Origin of the sequence: Acinetobacter sp. F9 (genome assembly GCF_019195275.1) — a bacterium.
Classification (GTDB): Bacteria; Pseudomonadota; Gammaproteobacteria; order Pseudomonadales; family Moraxellaceae; genus Acinetobacter; species Acinetobacter pseudolwoffii.
Genome location: NZ_CP078068.1, coordinates 1,568,404 through 1,592,348 on the forward strand (window position 1 = coordinate 1,568,404; position 23,945 = coordinate 1,592,348).

At 46.3% G+C, this 23,945-nt stretch carries 19 protein-coding genes and 1 riboswitch; of the genes, 4 read left to right on the plus strand and 15 right to left on the minus strand.

All coding sequences use genetic code 11. The features are described from left to right. Nucleotides 1-22: 22 nt before the first annotated feature. Complete coding sequence (gene acs / locus KT990_RS07495; protein ID WP_218208569.1) at nucleotides 23-1,969, minus strand: acetate--CoA ligase; 1,947 nt, start codon at nucleotides 1,967-1,969, stop codon at nucleotides 23-25. 273 nt (nucleotides 1,970-2,242) lie between these two features. On the opposite strand from acs, the gene KT990_RS07500 reads away from it, so the two are divergent. Continuing rightward, nucleotides 2,243-2,821 carry a DUF805 domain-containing protein gene (locus tag KT990_RS07500; protein ID WP_159516479.1) on the plus strand — a complete coding sequence of 193 codons (579 nt, stop codon included), beginning with the start codon at nucleotides 2,243-2,245 and terminating at the stop codon, nucleotides 2,819-2,821. Between the two features lie 107 nt (nucleotides 2,822-2,928). After that, complete coding sequence (locus KT990_RS07505; RefSeq protein WP_100329503.1) at nucleotides 2,929-3,909, plus strand: mechanosensitive ion channel family protein; 981 nt, start codon at nucleotides 2,929-2,931, stop codon at nucleotides 3,907-3,909. Here KT990_RS07505 and KT990_RS07510 read toward each other — a convergent pair. The 5 genes from KT990_RS07510 to prfB form a co-directional block, all read right to left on the minus strand. Then, entirely contained in the window at nucleotides 3,883-4,596 is a 714-nt protein-coding gene (locus KT990_RS07510) for a 16S rRNA (uracil(1498)-N(3))-methyltransferase (protein WP_100534525.1), read from the minus strand. The genes KT990_RS07505 and KT990_RS07510 overlap by 27 nt on opposite strands. Nucleotides 4,597-4,847: 251 nt before the next feature. After that, nucleotides 4,848-6,128 (minus strand): 3-deoxy-D-manno-octulosonic acid transferase, encoded by a 1,281-nt coding sequence (locus tag KT990_RS07515; RefSeq protein WP_100329505.1) that lies wholly within the window; start codon nucleotides 6,126-6,128, stop codon nucleotides 4,848-4,850. Between the two features lie 79 nt (nucleotides 6,129-6,207). Next, nucleotides 6,208-7,293 carry an alkene reductase gene (locus KT990_RS07520; RefSeq protein ID WP_218208570.1) on the minus strand — a complete coding sequence of 362 codons (1,086 nt, stop codon included), beginning with the start codon at nucleotides 7,291-7,293 and terminating at the stop codon, nucleotides 6,208-6,210. Between the two features lie 20 nt (nucleotides 7,294-7,313). Beyond that, on the minus strand, nucleotides 7,314-7,613 hold the full coding sequence (locus tag KT990_RS07525; RefSeq protein WP_005173210.1) for an ArsR/SmtB family transcription factor: 300 nt from the start codon (nucleotides 7,611-7,613) through the stop codon (nucleotides 7,314-7,316). Nucleotides 7,614-7,780: 167 nt separating this feature from the next. Beyond that, a protein-coding gene (gene prfB, locus KT990_RS07530) for a peptide chain release factor 2 (protein WP_100329506.1) occupies nucleotides 7,781-8,876 on the minus strand; the annotation gives its coding sequence in 2 pieces (ribosomal slippage) (nucleotides 7,781-8,803 and nucleotides 8,805-8,876; 1,095 coding nt in all). Between the two features lie 504 nt (nucleotides 8,877-9,380). Between prfB and KT990_RS07535 the strand changes: the two genes are divergently transcribed. Both KT990_RS07535 and KT990_RS07540 read left to right on the plus strand, forming a co-directional pair. Continuing rightward, nucleotides 9,381-10,151 carry a putative porin gene (locus KT990_RS07535; RefSeq protein WP_074383870.1) on the plus strand — a complete coding sequence of 257 codons (771 nt, stop codon included), beginning with the start codon at nucleotides 9,381-9,383 and terminating at the stop codon, nucleotides 10,149-10,151. A 178-nt stretch (nucleotides 10,152-10,329) separates the two neighbouring features. After that, nucleotides 10,330-11,208: a putative porin gene (locus KT990_RS07540; RefSeq protein WP_218208571.1), complete on the plus strand. Its 879-nt coding sequence runs from the start codon at nucleotides 10,330-10,332 to the stop codon at nucleotides 11,206-11,208. A 53-nt stretch (nucleotides 11,209-11,261) separates the two neighbouring features. On the opposite strand, the gene recJ is transcribed toward KT990_RS07540, so the two are convergent. The 9 genes from recJ to aceE form a co-directional block, all read right to left on the minus strand. Further along, nucleotides 11,262-12,962 carry a single-stranded-DNA-specific exonuclease RecJ gene (gene recJ / locus KT990_RS07545; RefSeq protein WP_218209377.1) on the minus strand — a complete coding sequence of 567 codons (1,701 nt, stop codon included), beginning with the start codon at nucleotides 12,960-12,962 and terminating at the stop codon, nucleotides 11,262-11,264. Nucleotides 12,963-12,976: 14 nt separating this feature from the next. Then, nucleotides 12,977-13,633, minus strand: coding sequence for a pyridoxamine 5'-phosphate oxidase (gene pdxH, locus KT990_RS07550; protein ID WP_005173224.1), 657 nt, complete (start codon nucleotides 13,631-13,633; stop codon nucleotides 12,977-12,979). An 11-nt stretch (nucleotides 13,634-13,644) separates the two neighbouring features. After that, nucleotides 13,645-14,976 carry a phosphoglucosamine mutase gene (gene glmM / locus KT990_RS07555; protein WP_074383868.1) on the minus strand — a complete coding sequence of 444 codons (1,332 nt, stop codon included), beginning with the start codon at nucleotides 14,974-14,976 and terminating at the stop codon, nucleotides 13,645-13,647. A 122-nt stretch (nucleotides 14,977-15,098) separates the two neighbouring features. Next, the gene (guaB, locus tag KT990_RS07560) at nucleotides 15,099-16,565 is read right to left on the minus strand and encodes an IMP dehydrogenase (RefSeq protein ID WP_005095051.1); all 1,467 of its coding nucleotides are present in this window, start codon (nucleotides 16,563-16,565) and stop codon (nucleotides 15,099-15,101) included. Between the two features lie 236 nt (nucleotides 16,566-16,801). Further along, the gene (locus KT990_RS07565; protein WP_074383866.1) at nucleotides 16,802-17,167 is read right to left on the minus strand and encodes a YkgJ family cysteine cluster protein; all 366 of its coding nucleotides are present in this window, start codon (nucleotides 17,165-17,167) and stop codon (nucleotides 16,802-16,804) included. 96 nt (nucleotides 17,168-17,263) lie between these two features. Further along, entirely contained in the window at nucleotides 17,264-18,061 is a 798-nt protein-coding gene (locus tag KT990_RS07570; protein WP_074383865.1) for an MBL fold metallo-hydrolase, read from the minus strand. Nucleotides 18,062-18,245: 184 nt separating this feature from the next. After that, the gene (locus KT990_RS07575; protein ID WP_005173234.1) at nucleotides 18,246-18,821 is read right to left on the minus strand and encodes a TMEM165/GDT1 family protein; all 576 of its coding nucleotides are present in this window, start codon (nucleotides 18,819-18,821) and stop codon (nucleotides 18,246-18,248) included. An 88-nt stretch (nucleotides 18,822-18,909) separates the two neighbouring features. Then, nucleotides 18,910-19,037, minus strand: a riboswitch (yybP-ykoY riboswitch). 88 nt (nucleotides 19,038-19,125) lie between these two features. Then, nucleotides 19,126-21,138, minus strand: coding sequence for a 2-oxo acid dehydrogenase subunit E2 (locus KT990_RS07580; RefSeq protein ID WP_159138385.1), 2,013 nt, complete (start codon nucleotides 21,136-21,138; stop codon nucleotides 19,126-19,128). 2 nt (nucleotides 21,139-21,140) lie between these two features. Continuing rightward, the gene (aceE, locus tag KT990_RS07585; protein ID WP_218208572.1) at nucleotides 21,141-23,843 is read right to left on the minus strand and encodes a pyruvate dehydrogenase (acetyl-transferring), homodimeric type; all 2,703 of its coding nucleotides are present in this window, start codon (nucleotides 23,841-23,843) and stop codon (nucleotides 21,141-21,143) included. Between the last annotated feature and the right edge of the window lie 102 nt (nucleotides 23,844-23,945).

Here is a 23,945-nt window from a genome sequence, read left to right on the forward strand (position 1 = left end):
TTTGCTTATGGACTTTAGCTATTTAACGAGGATTGGCTTGTACTTCTGCAATCAGATGATCCACCACTTGTGGTTCAGCCAATGTCGAGGTATCGCCCAGGCTATCCAGCTCATTGGCTGCAATCTTTCTCAAGATCCGGCGCATGATTTTCCCTGAACGGGTTTTGGGCAAAGCGGGTGCCCAGTACAGTGCATCAGGTGTCGCCACTGGCCCCAAAATCTTGCGCACCCAGCTCACCAGTTCAGCACGCAATTCATCTGAACTGGTCACGTCGGCCTGTAAGGTGACAAAGGCACAAATTCCCTGCCCTTTAATGTCATGCGGCATACCCACCACAGCAGCCTCAGCCACTGCTTCATGGGCCACCAACGCACTTTCAACTTCAGCTGTGCCTAAACGGTGTCCGGACACATTCAGCACATCATCGACCCGGCCAGTAATCCAGTAATAACCGTCTTTATCGCGACGCGCGCCATCTCCGGTAAAATAAGTACCCGGATAAGTCGAGAAATAGGCTTCGATAAAACGTTCCGGATCACCCCAGATGGTTCGCATCTGGCCCGGCCAGGAATCTTTAATCACCAGATTGCCTTCAGCTTCGCCTTCCAGCTCCTTGCCATCTGCATCGACAATCGCAGGTTGTACCCCAAAGAAAGGCCGTGTTGCAGAACCCGGTTTCAAATCAGTCGCGCCTGGCAATGGCGTAATCATAAAACCGCCGGTTTCCGTCTGCCACCAGGTATCAATGACGGGACAGCGACTTTCACCGACCACGGTGTAATACCAGTTCCAGGCTTCAGGATTGATCGGCTCACCCACCGAACCTAAAATTCTCAGGCTGCTGCGGTCACTTTCCCGCACAAAGGCATCGCCTTCACGCATCATGGCGCGGATGGCTGTCGGTGCGGTATAGAGAATGGTGACGTTATGCTTATCGACAATGTGTCCGGTACGCGCCCAGCTCGGATACTGCGGAACACCTTCGAACATAAGAGTCGTGGTGCCATTCGACAGGGGGCCATACAGCACATAGGAATGTCCGGTAATCCAGCCGACATCTGCGGTACACCAAAAGATATCATCCTGTTTGATGTCAAACACTTCACGGAAACTGCAATTCACATAAGTCAGATAGCCGCCCGTGGTATGCATCACGCCCTTGGGCTTGCCGGTCGAACCTGAGGTATACAAGATAAAGAGCGGATCTTCGGCATTCATCTGTTCCGGTGGGCAAATGTCATTCACCGACATGATTTCCATGTGATACCACAGGTCGCGCCCCTCTTGCATTTCAATCGGGTTGCCGGTGCGATGTACCACTATTACATTTTGAATGGAGTCTGTACCAGCCAGTTTCAGGGCTTCATCAACATTGGCTTTCAGCGGAATCGGTTTCCCGCCGCGCATACCGGAATCGGCCGTAATCACCATTTTGGCCTGACAGTCTTCAATCCGGCTGGCCAGAGAATCCGGTGAAAACCCACCAAATACTACGCAATGCACCGCCCCGATGCGCGCGCAGGCCAGCATGGCAATCGCGGCTTCAGAGACCATGGGCATGTACAGCATTACCCGGTCGCCTTTAGCAATGCCATTTTTTTTCAGCACATTGGCGAAACGGCAGGTTTCGTCATGCAACTCGGCAAAAGAAATAATCTTGTGCCGTGAAGGATGATCCCCTTCCCAGATAATGGCCGGCTTATAGGGATGTTCTTTCAGATGACGGTCCAGACAGTTGGCGCTGACATTGAGCTGACCATCAGCAAACCATTCAATTTTAAAATTGTCGGGATCGAAACTGGTATTTTTGACTTGGGTAAAAGGCTTGATCCAGTCCAGACGTTGTGCCTGTTCTGTCCAGAATGCTTCTGGCTGCTCGATGGAATGTTGATAACGTTCGAAATACTGGTCTTCAAGCGTGCGTGCTGTTTTTTTAAAATCTTCGGGTACTGGATAGATCTCTTGCATATGTCACTTCCTTGATTTTGTTCTATCTCATCACGAGAGGTTAATGCTGTGTTGTTGATTGTTTTTTATGCATAATGGCAGTATGGCCTGCTTATTTCGAATCCGGCAATCATGCTTTCGTCGTAGATTATTTATTCAAATTCAAACAAAATAAAGCACAACTTACAGTACAGAATATTCTGCATAACTGTGTATGATCTGTAGCAATGCCCTTTAAAAAATAGAATTTAGCTCTCGCTCTTATTTCGTCTTGTTCAGTTCAGGATCATATTTATGAAATCGCCAGAATCTCCCTATTTCACCCCTCCCGCTTTAGTGGCAACGGATCATCCCTTGTCGATAAAAGGCCGTTTCGGGCGTCTGAGTTTTATTGCGTGGTCAGCATTTCTACATTTCATCTTCCTGTTTAGCAGTATTGCGCTGGGCTTAAGTATTGATATTGTGAATATTGCAGTCCATTCAATGGATTCTAACTGGCTGCTTTCACTACAAGGCTTGGCCGGTATCGGCGTGCTGATCATGATTCTGGTCTATGCCTATTTCGCTTTAGTGGTGACCGTTCGCCGTTTGCATGACATGAACCGCAGTGGCTGGTGGGCGCTGCTGCTGTTGCTGCCCTTGGTGAACATTTTTGTATGGCTTTATATCGTTTTTGGTTCGGGAGATCGCGGCATAAATGACTACGGTCCTGCGCGGATGACCCTGCTCTGGGAAAAGATGCTGGCCTGGCTGATGATTGTCCTGATACTACTGAGCCTATCTGGGTCGCTGGCTTTATTGGGTTATATGAGCGGTGGAGAACAGCCACATATCCCGCCTGAGATCATGCAAAAAACCACACAATATTTTTAACAGCCGTCTGCTTATTTTTAGGAAATATCCATTCCTGGCGGATAGCGCTTCTTAATTTTTTGCTCAACATCAGGCAAAATAGGCAAAATTTAAATGATGGAATTTTTGTGGCAGAGCAAAATAATACCTTAAGCCAGGTCACTGAGGGCACCACGGAGTTGTTGCATCAGGCAACTGAAAAAACCACCCAGACCGTGATTGAACATACTGCCAAGTACAACGATGCCTATAGCACCATTGACAAGATCATGGAAGGTTTCTGGGAGCGTGTGCCTTATTTCTGTATTGCGCTGGTGGTCATTGTCATCTTCTGGCTATTGTCAAAACTGTTTAAGTTTTTTGTGCGCAAAACTTTAGAGAACCGCTCTTATACCCGCCAGAATCTGGTATTGGTCCTGAACCGTGTCGGCAGTACCTTTATTATTTTCTTTGGTGTTTTGATTGGACTGGTCATTGCCGTGCCTGGCTTTACCCCGGGTCAGCTCATGAGTGCCCTCGGGATTGGTTCAGTCGCCATTGGTTTTGCCTTCAAGGATATTTTCCAGAACCTGCTTTCTGGTGTGCTGATTTTACTCGGTGAACCATTCAAGATTGGCGATGATATTATCGTCAATGGCATGGAAGGCACAGTCGAAGATATCCAGATTCGTGCGACTTTTTTGCGTTCACCGGATGGCCGCCGTATCGTGATTCCCAATGCCACGGTCTATACCAGTGCCGTGACGGTAAACACGGCCTATACCCGCCGTCGCTGTGAGTTTGTAGTGGGTATTGGCTATGAAGATGATATCCAGAAAGCCAAAGACCTGATTACCGCCATTTTAGATAAAGACCCGACCATCCTCAGTCAGCCGGGCTTTAGTGTCAATGTCACGGCGCTGGCTGATTTTTCCATTACCTTAAAAGCGCTCTGGTGGGTCGATACCACTGAGACAGGCACAGGAACCTCAATCAGTGCGGTGCAGGAACGCGTGATTCAGGCGTTTGCCGAACATCATATTTCAATTCCTTATCCGGTACAGGAAGTCAAAGTCTATCGCGGCGAAGGCAATGAAGATGCCTCAGCTCGTGCTAAACAGACGACCTAGGACATAGGGAATCACGGTTTCAGTGCGGAGAATACGGTTGCCCAGACTCACAGCCTGACAGCCGTTTTTAACCAGTAAATCTACTTCATACGGAATGAATCCGCCTTCCGGGCCGATGATCATCGTACAAGGATGCGGAATCGCAAAAGGCATGGATTGTTCGGCATAAGGATGTGCCACATAAGCGGGTCGGTCAGCCGTAATCAAGCCTGGCAAAATATCTTCAACAAAAGGTTTAAAACGTTTATACAGCTCGATTTTCGGAGCTATTGTATCCCCGGCCTGTTCCAGTCCCAGCTCGATATAATGATTTAACTGCTGTAAAAATGGGGTTTGCCAGTAGCTTTTATCGACGCGATAACTATGCAGTAAAATGATTTTTTCCACGCCCAAGGTGACACTGTCCATGATCAAACGGCGCAGCACTTTCGGCCGTGGCAAGGCCACAATCAGGGTCACCGGTAATTTTTTTGGAATAGCATCCTCTTGAAGCGGTTTTAGTCGCACTGCTTTTTCAGAAATCTCGACAATCTCGGTGAGATAACGCTGACCTTCCAGCACCCCTACTTTTAAGGTATCTCCAACTTGAATCTGCACATGCTGCTGTAAATGTTCCAGTTGACGTTTCGATGAAATCGTCCAGAGATCCGATTGTGTTTGTCGATGGTCAAGCAGGACAATATTCATAGAAGATTTTATACCGAAGAACTGTTGAATGACCTCTATCCGCTAGAGGGTGGCGACATGGATGTCGCGCGTATCCCTGAGGGATAAGGACATCCCTTCAGTGATACAAAAGATTTTTGCTACTTTTCATCTTTGAAAAGTAGGCTAGATAAGCCAGCTTAGAAATATTGAAAAAACTTCAATCCACACAGCCTAACGACGGCATCCCTGCCGTCTTGGTAAATCCAATATCTGTTACTTATCAATATCAATTAAAGATACCGATCAATCACCTGAATATGCTTGGCAAGCGATCCCGTATTTAACTGCATAATTCTCTGCGCTGCTGTATTTAAACGTTGTGCCTTGATTTGATCTTGCAAAAGTTCCAGCAATACCTCTGCCGCCTGCTGCGCATCCTGCACAACTTCTACTGCATCTGCTTGAACGAATTCATCGACAATGGTCTGAAAATTAAAATAGTTTTTGCCTAAAACAGTCGGTACATTCAAGGCAATCGGCTCCAGAATATTATGCCCACCACCCGGCTCATTCAGCGAGCCACCGACATAACAGGCTTGACTCAAAGCATACCAGAGCCACATTTCCCCCATCGAGTCCGCCAGATAAACCTGGGTATCTGCTTCAATGTTCTGGGCCAAACTACGGCGCTGAGTTATTAAATTTAAACTCTGTGCAGCCTGAAACACCTCATCAAAACGTTCCGGATGACGGGGTACGACGATACATAAAAGTTTTGGGTTGCTATCTAAAGCCGATTTTAAAGCGCTTAGAATTTCTTTTTCTTCAGGCGCATGGGTACTGGCCAGTATCATAATTTTGCGACCTGCCAGTTGCCATGCTTGCTTCAAGTTTGCAGCATGTTCTACAAAACTTTGTGGTGCAGTAATATCAAATTTGATATTGCCCAAAACCTGGGTTTTTTCGGCGGTGATTCCCAACTCGATATAACGCTGCTGGGTGGCAGTATCCTGTGCCAAAAGCTGACTTAACTGCTGTAGCATGCTCCGGGTCAGACCTTTAACCCTGGCATAGCCCTTGGCTGACTTTTCCGAAAGACGCGCATTCAATAATATACTGGGCACATCAAACTCTGGTGCCTGATCCAGCAGATTCGGCCAAAGCTCGGTTTCCATCAGCAATAACAGTTTTGGCTGATACTGCTGATAAAAATCACCAATCAGTACTTTCTGATCAGCAGGTAAATAGACCGCTTGAAATAAATCCAGATAAGGTGCTTTTAAAAAAAGTGATTTGGCCCGTGCCTGACCGGTTTTGGTGGTATTGGTGACCAGCACCGGATGACCCGATTTTAAATAATGTTCGATGAGAGGCTGGGCAGCATTGGTCTCACCGACCGAGACCACATGAAACCAGATGGCATGCAGATTTTTGGGCGGCTGAAATGGGCCGAAACGTTCTGTCAGTTCTTGTTGTAATTGTTCAGGATCGGTCGCACGTTTACGAATACGCGATTGATATAAGGGTTTAATCAGAGCTAACGCTGCGTTATACCAAAATGGAGTAGCCAAATGCGCCTCGAAACAGATTCAATCGACAAAATATAACAGAGCCACATCGACATGTTAATCGATGTGGCTCATTTTTAGATTATTCTACAGTAGTTAAAGCGTCTGCTTCAGCCAATGTCGGATAATCAATATAGCCTTCTGCGACATTGGTTCCGATCATATTTTCCAGCTTTAGTTCATTCAGCGGTGCATCTTCGAGCAGGCGCTCGTATAAATCCGGATTGGCAATATAAGCCTTACCAAAAGCTACCGCATCTGCTTTGCCTGAAGCCAGCAATTCAATCGCATCGTCACGACTTAAACGCATATTGGCCATATACGGCACGCCGTTTGAGCGCTGTTTCATATACTCCGAGATACTGTCTTCCGCCAGATATTCACGGGTAAAGAAGAACGCGATCTGGCGCTTGCCCAACTGTTCCATGACATAACCGAAGGTTTCACGTGGATCATTGTCGCCCATATCGTGTTCATCGCCACGCGGTGCCAAATGAATTCCGACACGGTCTGCACCCCAGACATCAATCAGTGCATCCATGACTTCCAGCAGGAAACGGGCACGGTTTTCGACTGAACCACCGTATTCATCTTCACGCTGGTTGGTCTTGGTTTGCAGGAACTGGTCAATCAGATAACCATTGGCGGCATGCAGTTCAACTCCATCAAAACCGGCAGCTTTGGCGCAAATTGCCGCCTGTTTATATTGTTCGGTAATCGCATGAATTTCAGAAATTTCCAGCGCGCGCGGCAACACATAAGGACGTTTTGGACGTAATAAACTGACATGACCGGCCTGTTGTACACTGCTCGCCGATACTGGCGTTTCACCATTTAACAGTTCTGGATCAGACACACGGCCCACATGCCACAGCTGCGCCACAATCAGGCCACCTTGGTCATGTACCGCTTGAGTCACCTGCTGCCAGCCTGCTACCTGCGCATCAGTAAAGAGACCAGGAGTATTGCGGTAACCATTGGCTTCTTCAGAAATCACCGTGGCTTCAGAAATGATTAAACCGGCACTTGCACGTTGTGCATAGTATTCGGCCATCATTGGCGTTGGTACGCGGTCGTCAGTTGCACGACTACGCGTAAGCGGCGCCATGATGACACGGTTTTTAAGTTCTAACGCGCCAAGCGTTAAAGGAGAATTTAATTCAGCCATCGGTACTCCCACCTGTTGGATTAAAGGTGTTGTTGCATATAGTCGATATATTGCTGAATCAAAGCTTCATTACGCGAGAAATAAGACCATTGTCCGTGCTTGGTCGCGGTGATTAAACCGGCCTGCTGCAAGACAGACAAATGATTGGACATGGTGGACTGAGAGACTTGTCCTAACTTTTCAATCTGCCCTGCACAAACCCCGCGTTGAAAGCCGCCACACTCTTCCACAGACAGATATTGTTCTGGCGATTTCAACCATTCCAGAATCTGCCGACGTATCGGATTGGCTAAGGCTTTAAAAATTAGATCAAGATCCATAGGTACATCACAATCTGTGGCGTAACAAAACTTGTTTCAGCATCTAAACCGATTATATCGCATTTTATCGATTTATATATCGATAAATTTAGATATAAGAGTCACAGTCTGTACTAACTTGGTTACGCCAGCTATTTAAACGATTTCTTACAAGCTTAAACGATTTCTTACAAGCCCTGTTTCAAGCTTGCTTCGATAAATTTATCCAGATCGCCATCCAGAACCGCGCCGGTATTGGAACTTTCGACACTGGTACGTAAGTCTTTAATACGTGAATCATCCAGAACGTATGAACGAATCTGGCTTCCCCAGCCGATATCAGACTTGGTATCTTCCAGCGCTTTTGCAGCATCATTACGAATTTGCATTTCACGTTCATAAAGTTTGGCGCGTAACTGCTTCCAGGCATGGTCGCGGTTGGCATGCTGTGAACGCTGGTTCTGACAGGCCACTACAATCCCGGTCGGTGCATGCGTTAAACGAACCGCAGAATCTGTTTTGTTAATATGCTGACCACCGGCACCCGATGCACGATAGGTATCAGTACGCACATCTGCCGGATTAATTTCGATCTCAATATTGTCATCGACTTCAGGCGAAACAAACACAGCCGAGAATGAGGTATGACGACGGTTGCCCGAGTCAAATGGCGATTTACGCACTAAACGATGCACCCCAGATTCTGTACGTAACCAGCCATAGGCATATTCACCGTCTACACGAATCGTCGCTGATTTAAGCCCTGCAACATCACCGTCCGATTCTTCCATGATTTCTGCTTTAAAGCCATGACGTTCAATCCAGCGCAGGTACATCCGCATGAGCATGGATGCCCAGTCCTGCGCTTCAGTACCACCCGAACCGGCCTGAATTTCTAAATAACAAGGATTAGGATCCATCGGATTGTTGAACATACGACGGAATTCAAGTTTAGCCAGTTCTTCTTCAGCTGTAGTCAGTTCAGCCTGTACATCTTCCAGTAAGCCTTCATCATCCGCTTCCACTGCCAGATCAAGCAAGGCCTGCGCATCTTCAAGCTGTGTGGTCAAACCATCCAGCACATTTAATACGTTCTCAAGTTCGCCTTTTTCTTTGGCCATGGCCTGGGCACGACTCTGGTCATTCCAGATGGTGGGATCTTCTAATTCACGCAGGACTTCTTCTAAACGCTCTTTTTTCAGATCGTAGTCAAAGATACCCCCGTAGTGTTTGACCACGTTCGTTTAAGTCTTTTAATTGGTTTAGATACGGATTAATTTCCACGTGAATTACTCTCAATCAAAATTAGGCACAAATTATTTAGCCCGAGATTATAGCACAGTCTATTTCTGCTATTTTAGTGTGATCTATCCGGTGCAAAGCTCGAATGTCATCACAATTTAGAGTTATGTTTTCGTCAGGAAATTTTTGACAATTGAATCGGTTATTAAATGTCGTTTTGATCTGAAGCTTGATCGGATTTCGCATCTCGCATTCATTATCAAAATATAGTTTTTCATTTAATTTTATCGTCTAAAAATATCTACCAAATTGAATAAAAAATCAGCAAATTCAATACATTCCACAATATCTACACAGTTTTAATAAAACACTACATTATAAATTTAATTTTATTATTCAGTTACTTATTTAGAAAAGATTACATAAGATTACGCTATTCACATTGCTGTAACTTTCCTTTGATTGACGATCTTTGAAATTGCTCTAGACTGAAAGTTGTAACAAAAAGTGTAATGTTTTTAACTAAAGATTTGAGGGGTAGTAACCATGAAAAAATTAGCGATTGCTTCGGCACTACTTTCAGCGATGGCTTTGACTGGTACAGCAGCACATGCCTACCAAACGGAAATCGGTGCATCAGCAGGAGTAGTTGATCAAGATGTCGGCGGAACTAACGGTTCTTTCGGTGTTGATGGTACATATTACTTCAATCCAGTTCAAACACGTAATGCCCCATTAGCAGAAGCAGCATTCCTTGATCGTGCCAGCAATGTAAGTGCTCAATATCAGTATGATGAAGTTGGTAATAATGACCGTCATCGTTACGGCGTAGGTGCTGAATACTTTGTACCAAATTCAGATTTCTACCTAAGCGGTAATATTGGTCGTGATGATTATGAAAACTTTGATGAAACCGTTTATGGCGCTGAAATCGGTTACCTTCCAGCACCGGGCCTATTAATTGCTGCCGGTTTAAAAGGTTATGATAATGACTATGATGACGGCGTAGATCCAACATTACGTGCTAAATATGTGACTACACTTAGTAATGGTAAAGATATCAACCTGGAAGCTGGCGCAGGCTTTGGTGATCTAGATGAATACAATCTGGCAGCAGACTACTTTATCGATAAGACACTCAGTGTTGGTGTAGATTACGCAAGTAAAGATCTTGGCCCTACAGATACCAATGAGTTCGGGATCAGTGCTCGTAAATTCATTAACCAGCAAGTGAGCCTGGAAGGTCGAGTTGGTTTTGGTGAAGTAGGCAACAATGATTACAACAAATTTGGTGTAGCAGCGAAATACCGCTTCTAATCTAAAACCACAGATTAGCCATTTATAAAAAAACCCATCCTCGGATGGGTTTTTTTATTGCACTTTTAATCAGCATTTAGGTATTTTTTGCACATTGACTCGGCGAATATAAACTGTACAATTTGTTACAACTGTTAATAATACAGTCATATTTTTATAACAAAGAGAGAAAATCTAAATGTTTAAGAAACTTGCTCTTGCTACAGCACTTCTTGCTGGCCTGGGAACTGCACATGCTTACCAAACTGAACTTAATGTTGGGTATGAAAACACTGACTTTGAAAATAATCTAGGTGGATTTGAACTTGACTCTGATGGGGATTTATTTTTTGTTAACGGTAAATACTACTTAAATACCGTAAATACTAAAAATGCTCCTCTAGCTGAAGCTGCCTTTTTAAATAAAGCTAGTAATATTGGTTTAGGATACGTTAATGCTCAAAATGAATTGAGCGAAGCTGGTATTAATGCAGAAGAAGAGTTTGAGATTATTGGTGTTAATGGTGAATTCTTTATTCCTAACTCTCAATTTTATATTTCTGGTAGTTTAAACCAAGTGGATTATACAGCTAGCGCACGTGCTCCTGGGTTTACTTATGATGAATCTGATGACACTACTGGCTATTCTTTAGAAGCTGGTTACTTACCAGTTAATGGGTTATTGTTGGCTCTAGGAGTTGCTAAAGAAAGTGTAGATCCTATGCTTGCTTCTAAAATTGGATTTGCTAGCACCCTTGGTTACGGTGTAGCTGTAGGTGAAGACACCGCTGTTTCTTTGCGAGCTAAATATGTGACTCAAATTGGTAATCATTTTACTAATTTCGAGGGAGTAACATATTTCGGTGATGAAACTGCTTATCGTTTAGCTGCTGATCTTTATATTGATCCTACACTTAGCGTTGGTGTTTCTTTTGCTGACTCTACTGCTGATGAATCAGATACTATTTTTAGTGTTCGTACTCAAAAATTCTTTACCCCTGCAATTGCAGCTGGCGTTAACTACACAACTACTGACGGTGCTGACTCGTTTGGTATCAATGGTACTTTCCGCTTCTAATCCCTCCGATTAAAAGCAAAAAAACCGCTCACCCGAGCGGTTTTTTTTATGGCCTATTGTTCCAAATGGATAATCCGCATTTGCAAGCTGACATTACCATTAAAGATATTTTTATCCAGCTCATAAACCAAGCGCGTATCTTTCATCGGATCAAAGTCATATTTATCCGCTGCATTGAAGGCGATTGCATCCACGACCTGCCCATTCTCCAATGCCACACGTAATTTAAGATGCACATCTTTGAGCCAACGATAGTCCATGATTTTGAACACACCATCAAAAATCGGTTGGGGGAATTTTTGCCCCCATGGACTTAAATGTTGCAGGATATCGACTGTTTCGATCTGGAAAGCCGAAGCGGATAGCTCCCCATCCGTCCATAAAGTCGCAGTGAATAAATCCGCGTCCATCGTAGCAATCAGTGCTTCAAAGACCTGCTTAAATTCAGCAAAATTTTCTTTTTTCAGGGTTAAACCCGCTGCCGCTGCATGCCCGCCAAAATGACTGACTAAATGGGGATATTGCTCCGCCACCTGTTCAATCGCATCACGGATATGAATCCCGTCAATCGAACGCGCTGAACCCTTGATATGCATTCCATCTTCATCTGCCGCAAAGACAATACTCGGACGATGAAATTGCTCTTTTAAACGCCCCGCCACAATACCAATGACACCTTGATGCCAATGCTGTTCAAACATGATTAATGCAGCCGGCAATTCAGTTTCGTCCAGCTGGATTTTCTCAAGTTCGTTTAAAGCGTCCTGCTTGATTTTAGCTTCGACCTGACGGCGTTCAACATTCAGTTGATTCAACTGTTCGGCCAGTGGATAGGCGTTTGCCAGATCCGGCGCCAATAGACACTCGATCCCGATGTCCATGGTTTCCATCCGTCCGGCTGCATTAATTCGCGGCCCTAAGACAAAACCGAGATCTTGCGCTTTTAGACCTGCCGGATCACGTTTTGCAATATCCAGTAGCGCACTGATCCCTGCGCGGCACTGCCCTTGCTGAATCCGTTTCAGGCCCGCATCGACCAGAATCCGGTTGTTATAGTCCAGACTCGCGACATCAGCATAAGTGCCGAGTGCCACCAGATCAAGATAATTGGTAATTACAGTAGAGGATTTTCCAAGTTTTTTGCGATGGGTCGACAGATTGGCCAGCACATAAAACGCCACCCCGACCCCGGCCAGTGCTTTGCTTGGAAAGTCGCAACCCAGCTGATTAGGATTGACCACCGCTTCAGCTTCAGGTGTCGGCTTGGTCGTCAGATGATGATCGGTAATGATCACCTGCATGCCGTGATCCTGCGCCTGTTTTACTCCGTCATGGCTGGAAATGCCGTTGTCCACGGTAATCAGTAAATCAGGCGTGAAATTGACGAAAGCCAGATCGGCAATGGCAGCAGTCAGACCATAGCCATACTTAAAACGGTCTGGTACCAGATACTCGACCTTGGCGCCCATATCACGTAGAGCCAGCACCATGAGTGCAGTACTGGTTGCACCATCGGCATCGTAATCGCCGACAATCACGATTTTCTGGCCACGATCAATTGCCTGATCGATCAACTGAATCGCATCCGTCAGGCCTTTCATGGTCGGTGCCAGCAGATGCTTGAGTTTAAGCTCAAGTTCCTGCTCGGACTCCACCCCGCGACGGGCCAGAATTTCAGCCACAAACGCTGGAACACCCTGAAAATTTTCAGGACGGGTCAGAAAGGGGCGCTGTTTGATGTCAAGTTTTGGCATGATTTTTGGCATAATCAAGGCATCAAGCGTTGCAATTGCCATGCACCGTCAATTTTCTCATAGCTTAAACGATCATGCAGACGGTTCGGACGGCCCTGCCAGAATTCATAATAATCGGGTTCGAGACGATAACCGCCCCAAAACTCCGGTTTATCCAGCTGTTGCTGATTCGCCACCTGATTATGCAAATCCCAGAAACGCTGTTGCAGCTCTTCACGGCTGGCAATTACCCCACTTTGCGGGGTGCTGATATGCGCAGCAATCTGGCTGTCACGTGGGCGTTTATGATAGTAATCAGTCGACTCCTGTTCAGAAATCTTGATGACTTTACCACTCACCCGAATCTGACGTTCCTGATCCTGCCAATAGAACAATAATTCAGCATACGGATTTTCGGCCAGATCCAAACCTTTTTGGCTGTCATAATTGGTATAGAAGTCATAGCCGGCTTCAGTCGCCCCGCGCAGTAATACGGTACGCACATGCGGACGACCTTGAGCATCCGCCGTTGCCAATGACATGGCATAGGGTTCATGCAGCTTCGCTTCTAGTGCATGGTTAAACCATTGCAAGAACTGCATATGCGGATTCGGGTTGACCTGCTGTTCTTGCAGCTCGCCTTTCTGATAATTCAGGCGTAGCTCACTCAGATCTTTGATCAGATCACTCATTCTTTCTTCCTCTAAGCGGCATTGGCACGTACAGCATCAGCTAATGAATTTGCCAGTGCAGTCACTTCACTTAAATCTTCGCCTTCCACCATGACACGAATCACCGGTTCAGTGCCTGATTTACGAATCAACAAGCGGCCACGCCCTTTAAGCTGCTGTTCGGCTTTTTCAAATTCAGCGGCCAAGGCCGGTACTGAATAAGGATCAAACATGGCATCTAAACGCACATTGACCAGGACATTTGGCAACAGTTGAAAATCAGCCACCAGCTCATGCAGGGCTTTCTTCTGTTCAACCATGACTGTCAGCACTTGCAAGGCGGCAATAATCGCATCGCCGGTGGTGCTCTTGTCCAAGGTCAGAATATGCCCAGAAGGCTCGCCACCAATCGTCCAGCCGTTTTCTTCCAGACCTTGCAACACATAACGGTCGCCGACTTTGGCACGTAATAATGGCACTTGAGCTTTTTCCAGTGCCAGTTCCAGTGCCATATTGCTCATTAAGGTACCGACGATACCTGCCGGCTTTTTCGAGCTTTGCGTGGCAAGAATATACAGAATATGGTCGCCATCAATCAGCTTTCCAGACTGATCCACCAGAACTACACGGTCGGCATCGCCATCAAAAGCAACACCTAAGTCGGCCTGATGCTGGATCACGGCTTGTTGCAAGCTTTCAGGATGAGTCGAACCACAGTCTTTATTGATATTTAACCCGGTCGGTTCATTATGAATGGCAATCACACGTGCGCCCAGCTCACGGAACACAGCAGGCCCGACGTTATAGGCGGCACCATTGGCACAATCCACCACAATGGTGAGTTCATTCAAGTCCAGATGATAGGGGAAAGTCGATTTACAGAATTCAATATAGCGACCATTGGCATCTTTGACCCGGATACTTTTACCCAGGCTCGCGGTATCTTCAATGATGAAATCTTGTTCGAGTTCCTGATTGATTTCTTCTTGCAAGGCATCCGGTAATTTCTTGCCTTCCGCCGAGAAAAACTTAATACCGTTATCGAAATACGGATTATGCGAAGCAGAAATTACAATTCCCAGGCTGGCATGCAAGGCGCGGGTCAAATGGGCAATCGCCGGTGTTGGCAGTGGGCCTAAAAGATGAACATAGACGCCAGCCGCATTTAAACCTGCCTGCAAGGCGGCTTCCAGGATATAGCCAGACAAACGGGTATCTTTACCCAAAACCACCAAGGGCTTGGCTTTTTTACTATGACGCTTTAAAACCTTACCGGCTGCAAACCCCAATTTCAGGGCAAACTCAGGGGTAATCGGCAATTCGCCAAACTTTCCACGAATACCATCCGTACCAAAATAACTCATCTTTATCTCACTTCTTAGCGGATGATTGATCTCACCCATTTTTTCCCTGTGCCACACTTTACACCAAAATAAAAAAGCCGTCATTTGCATGACGGCTTTTAAAAATTTTAAATCACAGGAGATTAACCCACGCGATAGTTGGGTGCTTCTTTGGTAATGGTCACATCATGCACATGTGATTCCGACATACCGGCAGAAGTGATTTTCACAAACTTGGCATTTTGACGCAGGTCTTCAATCACGGCAGAACCGGTATAACCCATCGAAGAACGTAGGCCGCCCATCATCTGATGCACGATATTGCCCATTGGACCTTTGTACGGTACGCGACCTTCAATGCCTTCAGGAACCAGTTTCTCGGCACCGGCTTTAGAGTCCTGGAAGTAACGGTCAGCCGAACCGGTTGCACCCGCCATGGCACCCAACGAACCCATACCGCGGTAGGCTTTGTAGTAACGGCCCTGGAAGAATTCAACCTCGCCCGGTGCTTCTTCAGTACCGGCCATCAATGAACCGACCATAATGGTACTTGCACCCGCACCAATCGCTTTGGCCATATCGCCAGAGAAACGGATACCACCATCCGCGATCAAAGGAATCTGATCTTTCAGCGCATTGGCCACAGAATCGATTGCAGAAATTTGCGGCATACCAATACCGGCCACAATACGTGTGGTACAGATTGAACCCGGACCAATCCCGACTTTAACCGCATCCGCACCTGCATCAAGTAAGGCCAATGCAGCATCACCAGTTGCGATGTTACCGCCAATCACCTGAACTTGTGGATAGTTGGCTTTCACCCAACGTACGCGCTCGATCACACCCGCAGAATGACCATGTGCTGTATCGACAACAATCGCATCGACTCCAGCTTCAACCAGTGCTTCAACACGGCTTGGGGTTTCTGCACCGGTACCGACTGCAGCACCGACACGTAGACGACCTAAATCATCTTTACAGCTGTTTGGATAAAGTTCAGCTTTACGGAAATCTGTCACCGTAATCAAGCCTTTCAGCTCTTGCTGATCATTCACCACCAATACTTTTTCAATACGGTGCTGCTGTAATAAGGCTTGGATATTTTCTTTCGATTCGCCTTCGCGAACTGTTACCAGACGATCCTGACCAGTCATGATGTTGCTGACTGGCTGCTCAAGATTGGTTTCAAAGCGTGTATCGCGACCGGTGACAATACCGACCACTTTGCCATCTTTCACCACTGGTACACCACTGATATTGTTGGCTTGAGTCAAAGCAATCAATTCACGTACTGTGGTTTCAGGAGTAACTGTAATCGGGTCTTTGACCATACCCGCTTCGAATTTTTTCACACGGCGCACTTCTGCAGCCTGAACAGCGATATCCATGTTCTTGTGCAAAATACCGATACCACCGTTTTGCGCCATTGCAATTGCCATACGGGACTCAGTCACCGTATCCATCGCTGCAGACACAAGAGGAATATTCAGGTTAATGCCACGGGTCAGGCGTGTCTTTAGAGAGACATCTTTTGGGAGAACAGTAGAATAGGCAGGGAGTAATAGGACATCATCGAAGGTTAACGCGTCTTGAACGATGGTCAACATAACAGTCTCACTGGTAATTTCCGTGCACTATTATAAACAAATATCGACTTAAATTTCATTGCAATTGCAAAATTATTTTTGCATTAAAATAGTTTTGAGGGCTGGATTTTTTCCAGTGAATCAATTTGAGAAATACGACATCAGAAAAGAACTGACCACAGTAGCCTGATGCTTGAACTCAATCCCGATACTTTAAAAAGCTAAAAAGCAGAGCCTAAACTCTGCTTTGGGTCGATTTAGCTGACGTATTCAAAACTGTCATCATTGTCAGCTTCATCATTTTCAATCTGAATAAAAGGCAACATATTATGTGCCAAACGGGCTTTATTGCATTGATCATCGGCGATCTGTACTTCTTTACAGGATGAACTGCGCAGCTCATACATACCGCAACTGACCTGCTGGCCGATGGTGCCATCCAGTGCAATACAGCGTGGATTTTTTTGATTGGTTCCAGCCATACATGAATAAACTGCTGTTACAGGTTCCGTATAATGCTCAGGCATATGAATCCCTTCAGCCCAGTAAAACGAAACCCTGAAATAGGCGCAGCACGCCCCGCAGCTTAAACATGCATCTGGTGTTGGAACTTGAGATAACATTTCTTATAAGTTCTCATGATCAAAAAAAAGTTTTTTGGAGAAGAAATATAAAAAATGTTGTTTTTCTACACAAGAAAAATTTTATTTTTCTGTGAACTATTCAGGACAGGTAAAAACAGTTTCGTCCATCAGGTCGGTGCCACATTGCAGCGTTTCAATCCAGTCCAGAAACTGGGTGATCTGCTCTTTACCCATAAAAGGCGTGCCATGCTGCGGCACAATCATCTCGATATCCATGCCCCGCACCATGTTCACCCAAAGACGAATCACCTTGTTATTGCACATATAACGCTGATGAAAGCTTTTCATTTTTGGGATATGCGCCGCAAAGTTTTCCAATGGTTTGGCAGCATCATCGACCATCGATGCGCCCATATCTCCCGAAAACAGGATCTTGGCAATCGGATCATAAAACTGGAAATTGCCGACTGAATGCAGAAAATGCGCTGGTACCGCCACAATATTGGCATTACCCAGAGGAATGATCTGACCATGATCCGGGAGCTCGACCAGCCGATCTAGCCAGTTGCCTTTCATCCGGTCACTCATAAAAGCCGAGTTTAAATGTGGCAAGAAACGCGCCCAGAGCTTGGAAGCCACCACTTTGGCATCGGTATATACCAGCCAGCGTGGCATCGAAGTAATGATGTCAGGATCCTGATGCGAAGCCATGACATAATCCAGATTGGTCAACCGGGTGTATTTATTCAGTTCCATGGTTAGCGGAACATAGGTGAGATCACCACCCGGATCGAGTACCGCCGCCCGCTCGTTATCAATGATTAAAAACTGGTTTGCCTGAACGCCTTCACCTTTGACCAGACTGGTAAAACTGATGCATTTATGTGTCCCGTTATCAAACAGGACCTGCGATGTGGTGCGTTCAAAAACCATGTATATATTCCCCGATTTAAATTTAAAAGTGCTGTTTTATACCCATATAACATATAAGTATTTAGTTGAACTTACAATCAATAAAACTGGCCATATCACACTACTTATCAAAGTTTTAAGCTTATTTTAGGCATAAAAAATCCTGAGTTTTTAGCTCAGGATTCATGCAATTATTACTGCATTTTTAAAATAAATAATATTGAAGCAGAGTGGCGACACCAATCACCAGGAAAATGGCCGCGCCAATTTTATGAATCAGGCTGATCGGCAGCCTGTTCGCCAGTTTATCTCCTAGAAATACCGCAGGTGCATTGGCCAGCATCATCCCCAAAGTGGTACCGAGCATCACCCAGAATATACTATCGAAACGTGCTGCCAGCGCGACTGTGGCAATCTGGGTTTTATCGCCAATTTCTGCCAGAAAGAACAAAATGAAGGTCGCAGCAAATACCCCGAATTTTTGCCATTTATTGATACTGGCATTTTCATCTCCGAGTTCATCCGGAATCAGCATCCAGGCCGCCATCGCAATAAAACCAATCGACACAATCCACAGCAACACTTCCGGCCCAATCACCGTGGTGATCCATTGTCCCAATACCGCAGAAAGGCCATGGTTAATCAGCGTCGCCAATAAAATAGCAACTAAAATAGGAACGGGTTTGCGAAAACGTGCGGCAAGCAGCAAAGCCAGCAGTTGGGTTTTGTCACCCATTTCAGCCAGTGCCACAATTGCGGTCGACAGTAAGAATTCATACATGAGGTCTTTCTCTGGCTAGCATCCAATACCAATGACTCACCGCTCCTGCTAGCCAAAATCTGCAGAGTGGTAAATCAAAGGTCTTGCCAACAAAAGAAAGCTTCGAGAAGCTCATTTGGTTTTTTGCTATGATGACCATGTCCGGTTCAGGACAAATATGTTGACCATCACCCTTCTGCTTTGCGCAAAAGGCGGCTACTCCCCAATGAAGTGCGCCAAGTATAGAATCAAATCCATTATTTTTCAATGTGGCAAAAATAAACCCCGCCGAAGCAGGGTCTATGATTGAAATAATCTGATCAGATTAAATCAATAAAGTACGGATATCTTTGAGCAGCTGGGTCAGCTTGTTGGTGAAACGCGCAGCATCTGCACCATTAATCACACGGTGATCGTATGACAAAGACAACGGTAGCATCAAGCGCGGATCAAAGCCTTCACCATTCCAGACGGGTTGCATGGTGGCAGGTGAAATTCCCAGAATTGCCACTTGCGGCCAGTTCACCAGCGGCGTAAATGCAGTACCACCAATTGAGCCCAGGCTGGTAATGGTAAAGTTCGCCCCTTGCAGATCTTTTGGCGACAATTTCTTGTCACGCGCTTTTTGACCCAAGCTTCCCAGCTCAGTGGCAATCTGTTTAATCGACTTCTGATCGGGATGACGCAATACCGGAACCGTTAAACCATCTGGCGTTGCCACCGCGATCCCCATATGGATCTCGTTACGTAGCAGGACTGACTTGCCATCATCGGCCAAGTGACCAGCAAACTCGCGCTCTTCTTTTAACAAGTGCGCAACTGCTTTGATGATGAAGGCCATAATGGTCAGGCTCAGGCCTTCTTTCTTGAAGTTGCCTTTCAGCTCATTACGCCACGCTTCCAGTTCAGTAATATCGGCTGCATCAAACTGGGTCACTTGCGGAATGAAATTATTCAGCGACAACTGTGGAATAGACACTTGTTGCAAACGCGTCAAGGCTTTTTCTTCCACACCACCAAAAGCACTAAAGTCTGGCAATTTTGGTAGACCCGTGGCTTGAGCAGCAGCGGCTACAGGAGCCGCCTGTGGCGTAGTCAGGCGCGCTTTGACATAAGCCTTCAGATCTTCTTTCATCACCCGGGCATTGGAACCTGAAGCCTGAACTTCTGACAATACTACGCCCAGTTCACGTGCCAGTTTACGTACAGCAGGGCCGGCATAGACTTTCGAGTTGGCGACATTCTGCTCTTTCGTCAGCTTGTCGGCATTGTCAGAGGTCGCCACCGCTGGAGTAGAAGATGCCGCAGGTGCTGCTTTGGTGGTCTCTACTGGTGCAACAGCTGCTTTCGGTGCTTCCGCTTTAGCCGCAACAGGTGCAGCCTCTGCTTGCGCTTCAGCTTGAATTGTTATCAGTGCAATGCCTTCAGAGACATTTTGTCCCAGCTCAACATGAATCGCCTTGATCACCCCAGCAGTTGTGCTTGGCACTTCAACCGTGGCTTTGTCTGATTCCACCACAATGATGCTCTGGTCTTTTTCAACCGTATCACCGACAGAAACCAGAATTTCAGCCACAGCTGCTTTGTCTACACCCAGATCAGGCACCATCACTTCAACATCACCCGCAGGTGCTGCTGCAGCTTGAGCCACTGGCTCCGCTTTAGCATCTTGAACTGGCGCAGCTTCAGCTTTTGGCACTTCTGCTGCAACAGTCGGGATCGATCCTGAAGTTTTCACTTTTAGAATCACCACACCTTCTTTAATCGTGTCGCCTTCTTTAATGTCGATGGATTCCACCGTACCTGCAACCGTACTTGGCACTTCAACAGTCGCCTTGTCCGATTCCACCACCACGATGCTTTGATCCACCTCGATTTCATCACCGACAGAGACCAGAATTTCACCGACAGTGGCTTTCTCTACACCAATATCGGGGACTTGAACATCGACCACTTGTGAACTTGCTTGAGCCTCAGGCGCAGCAGAAACTTTTGGCTGATGTGATGCCAGTTCTTGCATGATTTCCTGATCAGGCAAAGACGTCGGCGTATTTTCTGAGGTTTTTTGTGAGGCATCTGCTTGCTGTGGCTCGACCACATCCGTACTGCCATCTTCAGCTTGCAGTTCAATCAGTACAGTGCCTTCAGCCACTTCATCACCCTGGCTGACCAGAATGCTTTTCACTACCCCTGCTGAAGTGCTGGGCACTTCAACAGAGGCTTTATCAGATTCAAGCAGCACGATGCTGTCATCAATCGCAATCGTATCACCGACTTTGACCAGAATTTCGGCCACGGTTGCCTGATCTACACCAATATCGGGAGTCGTAATTTGCATGCTTAGTTCTCCTCTTTGTAGTCAGCAACAGCATGTACAGATGGGGTGTCTTGCGGTGCCCAAGCCACCGGACGATCGGTATCCAGCTCAAACGTCGAGATCGCGTCTTTCACCAGGCGCGGATCAACTTCACCTTCATCTGCCAGTTTTTTCAGAGTTGCTACCACAATATGGGCAGCATCGACACCGAAGTAGCTACGTAAATTACCACGTGTATCTGAACGGCCATAACCATCTGTACCCAGTGCCACAAATGGGCGGCCATCCGGAAGATAGGCACGAATCTGTTCGCTATAGGCACGCATATGATCGGTTGCAGAAACCACAATACCTTCGGTACCGCGTAGCTGTTTCGATATCCATGCTTCTTTCACATCCTCAGCAAGTGGATGCAGGCGGTTGTATTCTTCACATGCCATACCATCACGTGCCAGTTCATTGAAGCTGGTGACACTGTAGACATTTGAGTGAATTTGATATTCCTCACGCAGAATCTTCGCCGCCTTGATCACTTCACGCAGGATCACACCCGAGCCCAGTAACTGAACCGTGGCTTTTTCATCTTCTTCCAGTAAGTACATACCACGCTTGATGCCTTCTTCAACACCTTTTGGCATTTCCGGATGCTCGTAGTTTTCGTTCATCACGGTCAGGTAATAGAACACACGTTCCTGATTCACATACATACGTTGTAAACCGTCATGCACGATCACTGCCAGTTCATAACCAAAACATGGGTCATAAGAGACACAGTTTGGAATGGTATTGGCCAGAATATGGGAATGACCATCCTGATGCTGCAAGCCTTCGCCGTTTAGTGTAGTACGACCCGCAGTCGCACCGAGCAAGAAACCTTGTGCCTGTGCATCGCCTGCTGCCCATGCAATATCACCGATACGCTGGAAACCGAACATCGAGTAGTACATGTACATCGGGATCATTGGCAGGTTATTGGTTGAATAACTGGTGCCTAACGCGGCCCAGGCACTCATGGCGCCGGCTTCGTTAATTCCTTCTTGCAACATGTGTCCGTCTTTGGCTTCACGATAATGCATCAACTGTTCTTGGTCTTCAGGCGTATATTTCTGACCATGCGCAGCATAGATACCGAGCTGGCGGAACATGCCCTCCAAACCAAAAGTACGTGCTTCATCTGGCACAATCGGAACAACACGGTCTTTAATTGCTTTCTCTTTAAGAAGCGCAGAGATTAAACGTACCATCACCATCGTGGTCGACTGTTCTTTACCATTTGAACCCGCCAAGACCGAATCAAATACCGAAAGTTCAGGAATCGCCAGTTGCTCGCTTTCCTTCCGACGTGCAGGCAGATAACCACCCAATGCTTCACGACGTGCTTTCATGTATTTCAGCTCAGGCGAATTTTCGCTTGGACGATAGAATGGTACTTCTTCCAATTGCTCATCGGTAAATGGCAGGTTGAAGCGGTCACGCACGTATTTCAAAGAGTTGATTTGCATCTTCTTGATTTGGTGTGTTTTGTTGACTGCTTCGATTTCTTCTGACAAGCCATAACCTTTGACGGTTTTCGCCAGAATCACGGTCGGTTGACCTTTGGCAGTACAAGCTTCAGCATAGGCAGCAAAAACTTTGTACGGGTCGTGGCCACCGCGGTTCAGATTATCAATATCTTCATCGCTTAAATCCTTGACCAGCTCTTTGGCTTCTGGGTATTTACCGAAGAACTTTTCACGTGCATAGGCCCCACCTTTGACCTGGTAACGCTGGAAATCACCATCAACCGCTTCTTCCATCACCGCTTTGAGTGCGCCAGATTTATCTTTATCCAGTAATGGGTCCCAATGACGGCCCCACACCACTTTAATCACACGCCAGCCTGCGCCGCGGAATAGTGACTCAAGTTCCTGAATGATCTTGCCATTACCACGTACCGGACCATCCAGACGTTGCAAGTTACAGTTCACCACCCAAATCAGGTTGTCGAGTTTTTCACGACCTGCCAGCGAGATTGCACCGAGGCTTTCTGGCTCGTCCATCTCGCCATCGCCCAAATAAGCCCAGACCTTACGATCTTCTTCTTTGATCAGGCCACGGTTCATCAGGTACTTTTGAATATGCGCCTGATAAATCGACATGATTGGGCCCAAACCCATCGATACCGTTGGGAACTGCCAATAATCCGGCATCAAATAAGGATGCGGATAAGATGGCAAACCTTTGCCACCGACTTCACGACGGAAATTATTCAGATGATCTTCAGTCAAACGGCCTTCTAAAAACGAACGCGCGTAAATACCGGGGGCACAGTGACCTTGATAATAGATCATGTCGCCGCCAAAGCTGTCACTGTTGGCACGGAAAAAATGGTTAAAACCGACATCATATAAAGTTGCGGAAGAGGCAAAGCTGGCCAAGTGACCACCGAGGTCATCACCGGTTTTATTTGCGCGCAATACCATTGCCAAGGCATTCCAGCGAACCAGCGCACGAATCCGGCGTTCCATATCCTGGTCGCCCGGCATTGCCGGTTGTTCTTCAACCGAAATCGTATTTAAGTAGGGAGTATTTAAACGCTGAATAGGAACATGCTTTGCAATTGCGCGTTGATAAAGTTTTTCTAATAAAAATGCTGCACGCTTGGTACCCATGTGTTGCAAAACAGAGTCAAATGCATCTTGCCATTCTTGGGTTTCTTGCGCGTCTGTATCGCCATAAAACGCCATAATCTACAGTTCCTAAAAGCCTAATTTAATGTCTTATATGTACCATATTTGAGACCTCAGCAGGTATGGCTCTGGCTGAATGCGATTTGGCAGTACTATTTA